Here is a 12,396-nt window from a genome sequence, read left to right on the forward strand (position 1 = left end):
ATGGAAAGATTCGTGTGTTTTTGATGGATAAAATAGGGTCTGTTGAGATTTGCTGTATAAAAAATAGCGAGTAAGTAAAATTTAATCGTCAAACCAAATTCACCACTCGCTATGCCTCGTACAATGCCGAATGATCAACACTAGTCAAAGTTAGAATCTTGCGGAGCGATGCTCCTTATGCGTAATTTTGATATTTATCTCAAATGAAATCTTAGAAATTTTATTGAAACCATACTTTATCGAATTAGAACAGTTTGCCCGTGGCGAGACTTACCACCAGATTTTGGTAATTCAAATTCGATATTCAAAAAATATAGTCGTTGGTCTAAACACAATAAGCTGATGAAAATATTTAAATTAATCAGTAAACATACAGATAAAGAGTGGATTTTTATTGATGGCTCTCATATCAGAGCACATCAACACTCTGCTGGATTAAAAGATCAATTTATATCAAAAAGCATTGGTGGGAATAGTTCAAAAATACATTTAGCCGTTGATTCTCATGGTAATCCAATTGAAATTATCATCACGAATGGAACAACACATGATGTTAAAGTTGCGCCTGAGCTAGTTGAAAAATTAGATTTGGAAGAAACTGATGCCTTATGTGCAGATAAGGGTTATGATTCTGAACCACTACGAGAGCAAATCAGCGCGACGAATACAAAAGTCAATATCCCCCGAAAGCCAAATACTCAGTCCAATAATAATCATATTGACTGGAATCTATATAAAATTAGGCACTTAGTAGAAAATACTTTTGCAAGATTGAAGCAATTTAGAGTAATAGCAAGTCGATATGACAAGCTAAAACGTAATTATGAAAATGCGCTTGCTTTAGCTTGCATATACATCTGGTTGCCATTATGAAATGTCAACAGACCCTAATCTTTTTATCATACGCTAAGGTATAGGCAGCGGGCAATTTACCCATAACAAAAAAGCGAGTACACAACTCGCTTTTTTACTCAACATTATGAAGTGCCTTGTAATGCTTTTAGATCTTCCAATACTTGTTCAGCATGACCAGCAGCTTTAACTTTGCGATAGCTTTTCACTAACTGTTTGTTGTGAAAAATAAAAGTTGAACGCTCAATGCCCATGACTTGTTTGCCATACATATTTTTTTCTTTGATGACATCAAAATGTTTGCATAACACTTCTTCTTTATCACTAATTAAATCAATTGTGAGCGCTTGTTTTTCCGTGAAATTTTGATGTGCTTTAACAGAATCTCTAGAGACTCCAAAAATTTGACAATTTAATCCTTGAAATTGATCTTTTAAACACGAAAATCCAATGGCTTGAGTCGTACAACCTGGGGTTGAATCTTTAGGGTAGAAATAAATGACAAGCCATTCGCTGCCTAACTCAGCAAGATTGACTTCACCTTGTGTAGTTGAAAAAGTATGATTCGGTAATTCAATATTCTCAGACATTTTTATTCCTTCTATAAAGCTTAGCGTGATCTAGTTCAAGTGGTAAAAAAGCATATTCTTCATGATAAACAATTTCACCGTGACGTATAGGAATTGCTTTGTTAAAACCTTGTCCTGTCAATCACAATGGTATGGAATTTTCCATCCTCTTCAACATAAAGGAAAGTTTAACAGAGCCTACAAAAAAGCCTGCATTTATGCAGGCTTTAATCTGAACAATACAAGCTTACTTTTTAGGAGCTTGTTGCTGAGCAGCTTTCATTGCTTCCTCAGTTAACTTTTCAAGCTTAGACACCAGTGGTGCACCTAGGCAAGCTTGTAATTCTTTATTTTGTTGCTGTACAAATGCTAAAGAACTTGGGCTTTTCTTCGCATTGATTGCGCTTTGAATTTCCCATTTTTGAGCTTCAGTTACTTTCCCTTGAGCATCAATTTGGCAACCACAAAATTTACTCACTTCCGCAGCTGATAACTTGCCACCTTTAGTGGTTTGTTCCTTACAGACGTTAATCAATGCAGATTTTACATTGGTACTTTTATATGCTGCTTGTAATGGATTATCAGCTGCATGAGATGCTGTAGCAAAGAGAGCCGCAGCTGACATCATTGTTGAAAGAATAATATTTGATTTAGAAAACTTCATATAATGTACCTAATTTTTACCTTATATCGTTTATTCCGCATAGCGCGTAGGATCCGCGACACCTGCTTCGATAAAACCTTGCTGACGTAAACGACAACTGTCGCATTTGCCACATGCACGTCCTTGAGCATCTGCCTGATAGCAGGATACCGTTTGGCTATAGTCTACGCCATGTTCGATACCTAAGCGTATAATATTCGCTTTGGATAAATGTAACAGAGGTGTTTCAATTTTAAGAGGTTTTCCTTCAACACCAGCTTTGGTTGCAAGTCTTGCAAGATTGGCAAAAGCGTCAATAAATTCTGGGCGACAATCTGGATATCCTGAATAATCAACAGCATTGACACCAATAACAATGGCTTCAGCGTCAAATACCTCAGCTGCTGCAAGAGCATAGGATAGAAAAATTGTGTTACGTGCTGGAACATAAGTTACAGGAATCCCTTCTTGTAATTGTTCAGGTACATCAATGTTATGATCTGTAAGCGCAGAGCCGCCAAAATTGCCTAAATCAATATTAATCACACGATGTTCTACACCTGCACGTTGTGCGAGTGCTTTGGCTGCATCAAGTTCGGTGGTTGAGCGTTGCCCATACATAAAACTGATGGCAATACATTCATAGCGTGCTTGCGCCCAGGCAAGACAGGTTGTTGAGTCCAAGCCACCAGACAATAATACGATGGCGCGGGAACGCATATTATTTTCCATGATTCAACCTAAAAGTAAATTTGATAAAAGCCGATCTATTTTGCAGAACGGATATGTTGAGTATTTTAACGACCAGATTCATCATTCCATAACAGCTTATGTAACTGTAATTGGAAGCGAACAGGGAGATGGTCATTTAAAATCCATTGAGCTAAGTCACGCGCCAAGGCGGGCAATCCGACAGCTCCTTTTTCGATAGCAAAGGCTGGTGAAAACCATACTGTACTTACTTTATCTTGCAACTGAAATTGTTCAAGTTGCTGTTTTGACCACTCATAGTCAGCACGATTACAAATCACAAATTTAATCTGGTCATGTGGGGTGAGATGGTCAAGATTACTATATAGATTACGATGCTCTTCTTTTGACGTTGGTGTTTTTAAATCCAACACTTTGGAAACACGAGGGTCAACTTTCGATACATCTAAAGCACCGCTGGTTTCAAGTGAAACTTCAAATCCAAGATCACAAAGACGTTGTAATAAAATCAGACAGTTTGGTTGTGCAAGCGGTTCGCCACCTGTCACACAGATATAAGGTGTTTTATGTTGGCTTGCTGTTTCGATAATCTGTTCAAGGGATAAACGTTCACCACCTTCAAATGAATAAGTCGTATCACAATAACTACAACGTAAAGGACAACCCGTTAAACGAATAAAAACGGTCGGTAAACCAAAAGTATTCGCTTCGCCTTGCAAAGAATAGAAGATCTCGGTAATACGTAAACCAGCCGCAGGATCAGATACAGGAATTGCAGAAGAACGTAAGGAAGCCATAAATAGTTACCACAAACAATTGCTACATAAGCAGCAAGTACATAAAAAACAAAATCTCTACGACCATAGCTGATCGTAGAGACGAGGAGCGATGAAACTCCGAGAAACGTTATAAATTAGTCTGCACGTAATAAATCGTTCAAGCTAGTTTTTGCACGTGTTTTCGCATCTACTTTTTTCACAATAATTGCAGCATAAAGGCTGTAAGTACCACATTTCGATGGAAGGCTACCTGCAACAACGACTGAACCTGCTGGTACGCGACCATAGTGAATCTCACCTGTTTCACGATCAAAGATTTTAGTTGATTGACCAATGAATACGCCCATTGAAATCACTGAACCTTCTTCAACAATCACACCTTCAACGATTTCTGAACGAGCACCGATGAAGCAGTTGTCTTCAATAATCGTTGGATTTGCTTGTAATGGTTCGAGTACACCACCGATACCAACACCACCAGATAAATGAACGTTTTTACCGATTTGAGCACATGAACCAACAGTTGCCCAAGTATCAACCATAGTGCCTTCATCAACATATGCACCGATGTTGACATACGATGGCATCAATACTACATTTTTCGCTTGGAAGCTACCACGACGAGCAACAGCAGGTGGTACAACACGGACACCAGCAGCTTTAAATTGTTCTTCAGTCCAACCTGAATATTTTGTTGCAACCTTGTCATAAAACTGTAGATCACATGCTTCGATTGGCTGGTTGTCATTCAGTTTGAATGAAAGTAAAACAGCTTTTTTTAGCCATTGGTGAACAACCCACTCACCATCGATTTTTTCAGCGACACGAAGTGTACCATTGTCTAAACCTGTTAGCGCCTCTTCAACAGCTTGACGAATTTCAGTAGGGCAATCTGCTGCACTGTAGTTTGCACGGTCTTCAAAGGCTTGTTCAATGATTGTAGAAAGCTGAGACATGATCTTCATTCTTCCAAAAATAAATTTCCGAGATTTTACACTAATTTGATACAAGAATCTTTGAAAAAAGTCGTTACAATAAAGTGTTTTAAAATTAAGCAATAAAATTGTACTAAATTCGGATTTAATTGTTTTTTATCCATTATTTTGAAATATACAATTATCCTTAATTTGTATCAAAAAATAACAGAAAGTAATCAGTTTCTGTATAAAAAGATATCAATCATTCTTTTAAGATTTTATTACAGTAACAACTATACATTAGATAAAAGTATTTTTTGAGGAGACTTCAATGAAAGCTTTGCGCGTTATTTTAGCTGCAGGTGCATTAACAGCGATTGCAGGTTCTGCTTTAGCAGCAGATGAACAAGTTGTGAAGGAATCAGGTTCTACGTTTTCTTCATACTTAGATCCAGTTTCAGTTCGTGCTGAAGTGGGTACTACAGGTTATGGTGGTGCAATTTCTTATCGTGTTAATCCATATGTAGGTTTAAGCCTTGGTTACAATGGTGGCGATATTTCATGGTCTGATGATGTCAAAATTGATGGCACCAAATATGATCTTGATATGGAGAATAACAACACATATTTAAATGCTGAACTTTATCCATGGGGTACGAGTCAAAATGTGTTCGCTCGTTCGCTTTATGTAGCAGCAGGTGTTGGGTATCTTGATAATGATTATGATCTTCAGAAACGTACATCAGCAGGTCGTACTTTAACAATTGACAACAATGATTATGAAGTTGTTAATCCTGGGCAAGAGGGTGGTGTACGTGGCAAAATGTCATATAAAAATAACATCGCGCCTTATGTCGGTTTAGGTTTGAATGCACCAGTGTATAAAAATATTGGTTTGTTTGGTGAAGTTGGTGCTTACTACACAGGTAACCCTGACGTAAAACTTGATGATTACAACTTAAAAGGTGTTAACGGAGCTAAGCCGATTAATCAGGCAGTTGCTGATGAGCAAGACAAAATTGCGAATAAGAGTCGCTATGAATGGTTGCCAGTGGCTAAAGTGGGTGTGAGCTTTAAGTTCTAATCTACCAACTCTGCATAAAAAAACGAGCGCTAAGCTCGTTTTTTTATGCTCAGATTTTAGGTTGGAATAAATGGCTAATAGTAGTAAAGCCATTCATTTTGTTTGATTTATTCTTCGGGATAAGCCACTTTTTTAAGTTCTTTGATGTTTGTTTTTGGGGAACATAAAGAAATAAACTCATAACTATAGCCACGTAAAAGATGCCCTTTACGCACAGCAATCCATGTTGTATTCACTCCAAAAACATCAGTTTTTAATTGTTCTAAGCGATAATCTTTGTCTGTGTCATACGCGACATCATTGACAATACCCACCCCCATATTGAGTTCAACATAGGTTTTAATGACGTCGGCATCTAAGGCGGACATCACGATATCGGCATGTATATGAGCATCTTCAAATGCCTTATCGATTTTAGAGCGTCCAGTAAAGCCGCCATGATATGTAATCAATGGATATTCGGCCAAGACATCTAAACTAATTTTATCTAATTTAGTCAACGGGTGGTCTTTAGGTGTAATGATACTATGATGCCATTCATAATAAGGTACGCTAACTAAGTTCTCTTCCGTCGTCAAAGATTCAGTTGCGATACCAATATCTGCTTCACCTTGGAGTAGCATTTCTGCGATTTCAACAGGACTCGCTTGTTGTAAAACCAAATGTACTTTTGGGAATAATTTTTTAAACTGATTCACAATCGGTGGAAGAACATACCGTGCTTGGGTATGCGTTGTTGCAATCGTTAATGTCCCCTCATCAACTTTATTAAAATCATCTGCGAGACGTTTAATATTGTCAGCATCAACTAACATACGCTCCACAATGCTTAATAACGATTGACCTGGTTCAGTCAAACCAAGTAAACGTTTACCTTTACGTACAAAGAGTTGTACACCTAATTCATCTTCTAAATCTTTAATGTGCTTACTGACACCAGATTGGGAGGTATAAAGTGCCGCAGAAGCTTCAGTTAAATTAAAGTTTTGGCGAACAGTTTCTCGAATAATTCTGAGTTGTTGAAAGTTCATAATAATTTTTCCACATAAAAGATGAGGAACGATCAAACTTATTTAATCGCCCTCAAGATATTATTCTAAGCAACTTGAGTCGTTTGGTCTGCAAATAAATGAAGTTGAGCTGCACTAATCCAGACGGTTTGATTCGGTCTAAATTGATGTAAATTTGCTTCTTCTACACTAAGTAAAATCTCAATGGTACGTCCACTGCGATCTTGTAATTCCGCAATCACTTTGCCCGCAATCCAGACTTCACGTATAAACGTTGCCTCAATCGTATTCGCTTGGGGACGGGTATGAATATGTAATTCATTTGGTCGTGCAAATGCAATCACTTTTCCTTGCGGTGCTTCTAATGAGGTTGGTAGTTGGATTCGATCATCACCAATGCGGATGATACCGCTAGTATGTTCGCCTTCAAAACGATTTGCTTGACCTAAGAAATCAAAAACAAAGGGGGTTGCTGGTTTTTCATAAACTTCACGAGGTGAACCAATTTGTTCAACATCACCTTTATTCATGACAATAATTTGGTCTGCGACTTCCAAAGCCTCTTCTTGGTCATGTGTAACAAAAATAGATGTGATATGTAGTTCATCATGTAAGGTTCGTAACCAACGGCGTAATTCTTTACGAACTTTGGCATCTAGTGCGCCAAAAGGCTCATCGAGTAACAAAACACGTGGTTCTACTGCAAGAGCGCGTGCTAGTGCAATACGTTGACGTTGTCCACCTGAAAGTTGAGCAGGGTAACGATCAGCTAAGAATCCAAGTTGAACCAAATCTAATAAGCGCGTGACACGTTTTTTAATTTCGGCTTCTGATGGACGAGTTGCACGTGGGCGAACGCGTAAACCAAAAGCAATATTATCAAACACAGTCATATGGCGGAATAAGGCATAGTGCTGAAATACAAAACCGACTTGACGTTCACGAACATGGATATTGGTCGCATCTTCGCCTTCAAGTAAAACTTGACCATGATCAGCAGATTCTAAACCCGCAATGATGCGTAATAATGTTGTTTTTCCACAGCCTGAAGGACCAAGCAAAGCAACTAATTCACCTTCAGGAAAGTCTAAAGAGATATTTTTGAGTGCATGGAATGCACCGAAGTGTTTTTCAATATTTTTAACTTGAATACTCATGTGTTCATTCCTTAGTGATTCGGTTGATGTTCATTTGCTTGGTCTTGGCGTATTTCTAACCAAGTTTTCAAGATCAATGTAATAATCGCTAAAAATGCCAGTAACGAAGACACAGCAAATGCAGCACTAAAGGTATATTCGTTATAAAGAATCTCGACGTGTAACGGCAGGGTATTGGTTTCACCGCGGATGTGTCCTGAAACCACAGACACCGCACCAAATTCTCCCATTGCACGGGCATTACACAGAATCACACCGTAAATCAAACCCCATTTAATATTTGGTAGGGTCACTTTCCAAAAGGTTTGCCAACCTGAAGCACCGAGTACAATCGCAGCTTCTTCTTCTTCGGTCCCTTGTGCTTCCATGAGTGGAATTAATTCACGAGCAACAAAAGGAACTGTAATAAAAATTGTGGCTAAAACAATGGCAGGTACGGCATACAGGATTTTAATATCGTGATCCATTAACCAACCGCCAACCCAACCTTGTGAACCAAAAATCAGAACCAACATTAAACCTGCAATTACAGGGGAGACTGAAAATGGCATATCAATAATGGTGGTCAAGATGGCTTTGCCACGGAACTGGAACTTAGCTACAGCCCAAGCTGCCGCAACACCAAAAACCACATTAATCGGCACAGCAATCGCTGCTGTCAGTAAGGTTAGTTTGACTGCTGACAGTGTGTCTGAATCAGTTAAGGCATTGATGTAAACTGAAAGACCTTGTTTAAATGCTTCAACAAAAACCAAAATGAGTGGCAGCATCAAGCAACTTAAGAAGAAAATCAGTGCAATGCTAATTAAGGTATAACGTACCCATGTTGGTTCACGGGTTGAATCACGCGACTGCAACTTCACGGCTAAAGCATTGCTATTGGTATTTAAACTCATTGTGCAGTTCTCCCTGTACGACGGCTTGCCCATGCTTGTACTAAATTAATTAAAAATAAGATGGCAAAAGAGAGAACAAGCATGACGACAGCAATCGTGGTCGCTCCAGCATAATCATATTCTTCTAAACGAGAGATGATCATGAGGGGGGCAATTTCAGTCTTATAGGGTTGGTTACCTGCAATAAAAATAACTGAGCCATATTCACCGACACCACGAGCAAATGCCAAAGCAAAGCCTGTTAATAGTGCAGGGAATAGGATGGGTAAAATGATTTTAGTAATGGTTTGCCAACGATTTGCACCGAGTGCAGAAGCTGCTTCTTCTAATTCAGTTTCAATGTCGCTCAAAACAGGTTGTACGGTACGCACCACAAACGGCAAGCCAATAAAGATTAAGGCAAGCGTAATCCCAATCGGTGTATAGGCAACTTGGATACCAAGTGGTTCAAGATATTGTCCGATCCAACCTGTAGGCGCATATAACGAGGTCAATGCAATCCCAGCGACAGCAGTGGGCAAAGCAAAAGGTAGGTCGACTAAAGCATCGACAATTCTTTTACCTGGAAAATTATAACGAACCAAGCACCAAGCCAGTAGTATGCCAAAGATCACATTGACTAAAGACGCAATCAATGCGGCACTAAAGCTGAGTTGTAACGATTTTAAAATTCGTTCTGAAGTTAAAATTTCCCATAACCCATCCCATCCAATCCCTAAAGATTTGATAAATACAGCAGATAACGGAATAAGCACAATAAAAGATACATATGCGAGGGTAAAGCCTAAAGAGAGACCAAACCCAGGCAGCACTCGGGAACGCTGCGACATGATATTTCCTCAAAGAGAAATGTTTGCTAAAGCAAGCAAATAAATAACGCTAAAACTAAAAAGATGGAGAGTCGCCAATTCAACGACCGGTCAGGCAAATTTCAAATTAAAATTTGTCTGAGGCATTCGATTTACAGGTTGCAGTTTTTTTTCAGGCAACATGTAATTAAGGATGTCTGGAAAAGGACCAAACCCAGATGCCACATTAATATGACCTACTTGCCCCAAATTGATGGGTGTCAGTTTCCAAGCTTGAGCCAGTTGTAAAGCATCGAAATAGCCTAACCAAGGATCATTTTCACTAATCAATAAGGTGGTTGGCACATCAATATTGAGCTGATGAAAATATTGTTTATAGTCAGTCAAACTGTGACGAGCAAAGCCTGCCTCGCCAAAACGTGCAGGATTGGCAGGCGCAACCAAAACTAAGTTCTTTACCTTTGCGCTTAATTCTGGATGTTCTGCAAGTGCAGCAACACTGGTTAAACAGCCAAAGCTATGGGCAACAATTTGTATGGGTGCTTTAACAGCTGCAACAGTTTTGACAAATTGGGCAACCCATTCACTTAATACTGGACGATCCCAATGTTTTTGTTGAACGCGAGAGCTAGACACGAGTTGTTGTTGTAACCAAGACTGCCAATGCTGTGCTTCGCTACCGCCAACACCGGGAACAATTACGGTATGAATCATGTCCGCTCTCCTTATTTACCTAATTAGTAAATTATTTTGTGGTGCTGTTGATCTTAACGATTTGATCGAAAATACCGCCATTATCAAAATGAGTTTTTTGTACTTTGGTCCAACCACCAAACTCTTTATCGATCGTGACAAGCTTCAGAGGTTTAAAAGTGGCGCTATATTTCTTTAAAACAGCTGCATTACGAGGACGATAGAAGTTACGTGCTGCAATTTCCTGACCCGCTGGAGAATATAAGTAGTTCAAATAGCCACGAGCGATTTGTGAATTACCTTTTTTCTCAGCATTTTTTTCTACAACCGCAACTGGAGGCTCAGCCAAAATTGAAAGTGACGGTGTAACAATCTCAAATTTACCCGGTTGTTCACGTACTGCTAGGAATGCTTCATTTTCCCAAGCCAGTAAAACATCACCGATGCCGCGTTCAGCAAATGTAGTGGTTGCGCCACGTGCACCTGAATCAAGTACTTTGGTTTGTTTGTAAATTTGGCGAACAAATTCTTGTGCCTTAGCATCGTTACCACCTTTTTGGTGTTTTGCCCATGCCCAAGCACCTAAATAGTTCCAACGTGCGCCACCTGATGTTTTTGGATTTGGTGTAATAATTTCTACACCTGGTTTAACCAGATCACCCCAATCTTTAATTTGTTTTGGGTTGCCTTTACGTACAAGGAAAACAATTGTTGAGGTGTAAGGCGTGGAGTTATTTGGTAGTTTCTTCTGCCAATCAGCTGGAAGTAATTTTGCATTTTCAGCGATTTCATCAATATCCGCAGCAAGTGCTAGTGTTACGACATCAGCATTTAGACCATCAATAACGGCACGTGCTTGTTTGCCTGAACCACCGTGAGATTGCTTAAACTCAATATCCTGTCCTGTACGCTGTTTCCAGAATGCACCGAATTGCTTATTAAAATCTGTATATAGCTCACGAGTTGGGTCATAAGACACATTTAAAAATTCTTGTGCCGCAAATGAAGAAACTGAAAGTAATGCGGCAATAACACCGACTTTAACTTGAGAAAAACGCATAAAAACCCCTTAAATCGATCTGTTATCAGCAGACCTTCAATCATTGTTTGGAATATGGATGCAGCATAGCGCCAGTTTTTTTGCAAAAAAAATAATTAAAATCGAATTTGATATGAATAAAAAAGAAATATAAAAAAGAGATAACTTATGCTGAATTTCTGATAATTGTTTTGTATATAGCTATAAAACAAAATGTTGAATTTGATTCATATTGAATGTTTATTTAAAAATGAGTTTCGGTAGATTATGCCTGAATATATTGAGAGAGTCCGTGCTAATTCGAGTTGTTAATAAACGATTGGATTCTAGATCATGATGAATGAGGCGTGGATTGTGTACATGCTTTTGCCAAACTTAGGTTTCAGGGTATGATGACGATGTGTTGGAGACTGAATTTTTGATCATGCAGTGTTATAAAAATGGACAATTGATTGATTCGATTCCGTTGTTAGATCGAGCCTTTCATTATGGAGATGGTTGCTTTACCACTGCGCGAATTTTTCAAGATACGTTTGAACTAAAACAATTACACTTTGCTCGTTTGGCATTGGCTTGCCAAAGATTAAGTCTTGATGTGGATTTATCGGTCGTAGATAGAACCTTAGCACAACTACAACAACAGCATTTTACCTTGAATGGCACTTTAAAAATTGTGATTAGTCGAGGTGAGGGAGATCGAGGATATAGCTTACCTTTACATGCTGCTGATGTTTATGTTTGGTATTACCCTAAAGTCATGCAAGTTTTTCAACCAGAGTGGATTGAGAGTGGAGTACTCAATCATGCTCTAGGTTTGAATATGCCGCATTTAGTGGGTTTAAAAACATTAAACCGTTTAGAACAAGTGTTATTAAAGCAGGAAGCTGACCATCAGGGGTGGCTTGAAGCATTGGTAACTGATGTACAAGGTTATATTGTAGAAGGGGTGAGCAGTAATTGTTTTATTCGTATAAATGACCGATGGATTACACCAGAACTTCGTTATAATGGCGTCCACGGCGTCATGCGAGCCAAGATTCTATCTCGTATGAAGCAACAGAATATTGAATGTGAACAAGGTTGTGTAGAGATTAATGATATTGAACGTATTCAAAGTCTATTTTTCTGCAATGCTTTACATCCAATGAAAGCAGTTATTCGATTTAATGGTCGGGCTTTTGAGCAGCAACCCTACCTTGATTTATTTGAAACATTGAAACTTAGCCAGATTGATTAA

At 38.8% G+C, this 12,396-nt stretch carries 13 protein-coding genes and 2 pseudogenes; 3 read left to right on the forward strand and 12 right to left on the reverse strand.

Features of this window, described 5'->3' with window-relative positions; genetic code table 11:
* The first annotated feature begins 168 nt into the window (after nucleotides 1–168).
* Nucleotides 169–873: pseudogene (locus CDG59_RS08600) on the forward strand (IS5 family transposase).
* Nucleotides 874–977: 104 nt separating this feature from the next.
* On the opposite strand, the gene CDG59_RS08605 reads toward CDG59_RS08600, so the two are convergent.
* The 6 genes and pseudogenes from CDG59_RS08605 to dapD all read right to left on the reverse strand — a co-directional run bounded on the left by CDG59_RS08605 (nucleotide 978) and on the right by dapD (nucleotide 4,510).
* A complete protein-coding gene (locus CDG59_RS08605) occupies nucleotides 978–1,442 on the reverse strand; it encodes a peroxiredoxin (protein WP_087544836.1) in 465 nt (154 codons plus the stop codon).
* A pseudogene (locus tag CDG59_RS15760) lies at nucleotides 1,435–1,591 on the reverse strand (hypothetical protein); the annotation flags it as partial. The gene CDG59_RS08605 and the pseudogene CDG59_RS15760, both read right to left, overlap by 8 nt.
* Nucleotides 1,592–1,668: 77 nt before the next feature.
* Nucleotides 1,669–2,085 (reverse strand): hypothetical protein, encoded by a 417-nt coding sequence (locus CDG59_RS08610; RefSeq protein WP_087544838.1) that lies wholly within the window; start codon nucleotides 2,083–2,085, stop codon nucleotides 1,669–1,671.
* A 30-nt stretch (nucleotides 2,086–2,115) separates the two neighbouring features.
* Complete coding sequence (queC, locus tag CDG59_RS08615) at nucleotides 2,116–2,784, reverse strand: 7-cyano-7-deazaguanine synthase QueC (RefSeq protein ID WP_205666456.1); 669 nt, start codon at nucleotides 2,782–2,784, stop codon at nucleotides 2,116–2,118.
* 77 nt (nucleotides 2,785–2,861) lie between these two features.
* Complete coding sequence (queE, locus tag CDG59_RS08620; RefSeq protein ID WP_087544842.1) at nucleotides 2,862–3,572, reverse strand: 7-carboxy-7-deazaguanine synthase QueE; 711 nt, start codon at nucleotides 3,570–3,572, stop codon at nucleotides 2,862–2,864.
* Nucleotides 3,573–3,688: 116 nt separating this feature from the next.
* Nucleotides 3,689–4,510, reverse strand: coding sequence for a 2,3,4,5-tetrahydropyridine-2,6-dicarboxylate N-succinyltransferase (gene dapD, locus CDG59_RS08625; RefSeq protein WP_004661218.1), 822 nt, complete (start codon nucleotides 4,508–4,510; stop codon nucleotides 3,689–3,691).
* A 292-nt stretch (nucleotides 4,511–4,802) separates the two neighbouring features.
* On the opposite strand from dapD, the gene carO reads away from it, so the two are divergent.
* Nucleotides 4,803–5,555: an ornithine uptake porin CarO gene (carO, locus tag CDG59_RS08630; protein ID WP_087544843.1), complete on the forward strand. Its 753-nt coding sequence runs from the start codon at nucleotides 4,803–4,805 to the stop codon at nucleotides 5,553–5,555.
* A gap of 107 nt (nucleotides 5,556–5,662) precedes the next feature.
* Here the strand turns inward: carO and CDG59_RS08635 are convergent, their stop codons facing one another.
* From CDG59_RS08635 to CDG59_RS08660, 6 genes are all read right to left on the reverse strand, one after another.
* Entirely contained in the window at nucleotides 5,663–6,586 is a 924-nt protein-coding gene (locus tag CDG59_RS08635) for a CysB family HTH-type transcriptional regulator (RefSeq protein ID WP_087544845.1), read from the reverse strand.
* A 65-nt stretch (nucleotides 6,587–6,651) separates the two neighbouring features.
* Nucleotides 6,652–7,722, reverse strand: coding sequence for a sulfate/molybdate ABC transporter ATP-binding protein (locus CDG59_RS08640; protein ID WP_005161170.1), 1,071 nt, complete (start codon nucleotides 7,720–7,722; stop codon nucleotides 6,652–6,654).
* 11 nt (nucleotides 7,723–7,733) lie between these two features.
* Nucleotides 7,734–8,618 (reverse strand): sulfate ABC transporter permease subunit CysW, encoded by an 885-nt coding sequence (gene cysW, locus CDG59_RS08645; protein WP_087544846.1) that lies wholly within the window; start codon nucleotides 8,616–8,618, stop codon nucleotides 7,734–7,736.
* Nucleotides 8,615–9,448, reverse strand: coding sequence for a sulfate ABC transporter permease subunit CysT (cysT, locus tag CDG59_RS08650; RefSeq protein WP_005215272.1), 834 nt, complete (start codon nucleotides 9,446–9,448; stop codon nucleotides 8,615–8,617). The genes cysW and cysT overlap by 4 nt, the downstream gene beginning before the upstream one ends.
* A 90-nt stretch (nucleotides 9,449–9,538) precedes the next feature.
* Nucleotides 9,539–10,141, reverse strand: coding sequence for an RBBP9/YdeN family alpha/beta hydrolase (locus CDG59_RS08655; protein ID WP_087544848.1), 603 nt, complete (start codon nucleotides 10,139–10,141; stop codon nucleotides 9,539–9,541).
* A gap of 31 nt (nucleotides 10,142–10,172) precedes the next feature.
* Nucleotides 10,173–11,180: a sulfate ABC transporter substrate-binding protein gene (locus CDG59_RS08660; protein ID WP_087544849.1), complete on the reverse strand. Its 1,008-nt coding sequence runs from the start codon at nucleotides 11,178–11,180 to the stop codon at nucleotides 10,173–10,175.
* A gap of 403 nt (nucleotides 11,181–11,583) precedes the next feature.
* Here CDG59_RS08660 and pabC point away from each other — a divergent pair, with 403 nt between their 5' ends.
* On the forward strand, nucleotides 11,584–12,396 hold the full coding sequence (gene pabC, locus CDG59_RS08665; RefSeq protein WP_005161148.1) for an aminodeoxychorismate lyase: 813 nt from the start codon (nucleotides 11,584–11,586) through the stop codon (nucleotides 12,394–12,396).

It is taken from the genome of Acinetobacter sp. WCHA29 (assembly GCF_002165335.1).
Taxonomy (GTDB): Bacteria; Pseudomonadota; Gammaproteobacteria; order Pseudomonadales; family Moraxellaceae; genus Acinetobacter.

Excerpts from the sequence above, each read along its gene's own strand:
- pabC (WP_005161148.1), top strand. The coding sequence starts at position 11,584 with ATGCAGTGTTATAAAAATGGACAATTGATTGATTCGATTCCGTTGTTA.
- CDG59_RS08610 (WP_087544838.1), bottom strand. The coding sequence starts at position 2,085 with ATGAAGTTTTCTAAATCAAATATTATTCTTTCAACAATGATGTCAGCT.
- queC (WP_205666456.1), bottom strand. The coding sequence starts at position 2,784 with ATGCGTTCCCGCGCCATCGTATTATTGTCTGGTGGCTTGGACTCAACA.
- CDG59_RS08640 (WP_005161170.1), bottom strand. The coding sequence starts at position 7,722 with ATGAGTATTCAAGTTAAAAATATTGAAAAACACTTCGGTGCATTCCAT.
- CDG59_RS08635 (WP_087544845.1), bottom strand. The coding sequence starts at position 6,586 with ATGAACTTTCAACAACTCAGAATTATTCGAGAAACTGTTCGCCAAAAC.
- queE (WP_087544842.1), bottom strand. The coding sequence starts at position 3,572 with ATGGCTTCCTTACGTTCTTCTGCAATTCCTGTATCTGATCCTGCGGCT.
- cysW (WP_087544846.1), bottom strand. The coding sequence starts at position 8,618 with ATGAGTTTAAATACCAATAGCAATGCTTTAGCCGTGAAGTTGCAGTCG.
- CDG59_RS08655 (WP_087544848.1), bottom strand. The coding sequence starts at position 10,141 with ATGATTCATACCGTAATTGTTCCCGGTGTTGGCGGTAGCGAAGCACAG.
- cysT (WP_005215272.1), bottom strand. The coding sequence starts at position 9,448 with ATGTCGCAGCGTTCCCGAGTGCTGCCTGGGTTTGGTCTCTCTTTAGGC.
- dapD (WP_004661218.1), bottom strand. The coding sequence starts at position 4,510 with ATGTCTCAGCTTTCTACAATCATTGAACAAGCCTTTGAAGACCGTGCA.
- CDG59_RS08660 (WP_087544849.1), bottom strand. The coding sequence starts at position 11,180 with ATGCGTTTTTCTCAAGTTAAAGTCGGTGTTATTGCCGCATTACTTTCA.
- CDG59_RS08605 (WP_087544836.1), bottom strand. The coding sequence starts at position 1,442 with ATGTCTGAGAATATTGAATTACCGAATCATACTTTTTCAACTACACAA.
- carO (WP_087544843.1), top strand. The coding sequence starts at position 4,803 with ATGAAAGCTTTGCGCGTTATTTTAGCTGCAGGTGCATTAACAGCGATT.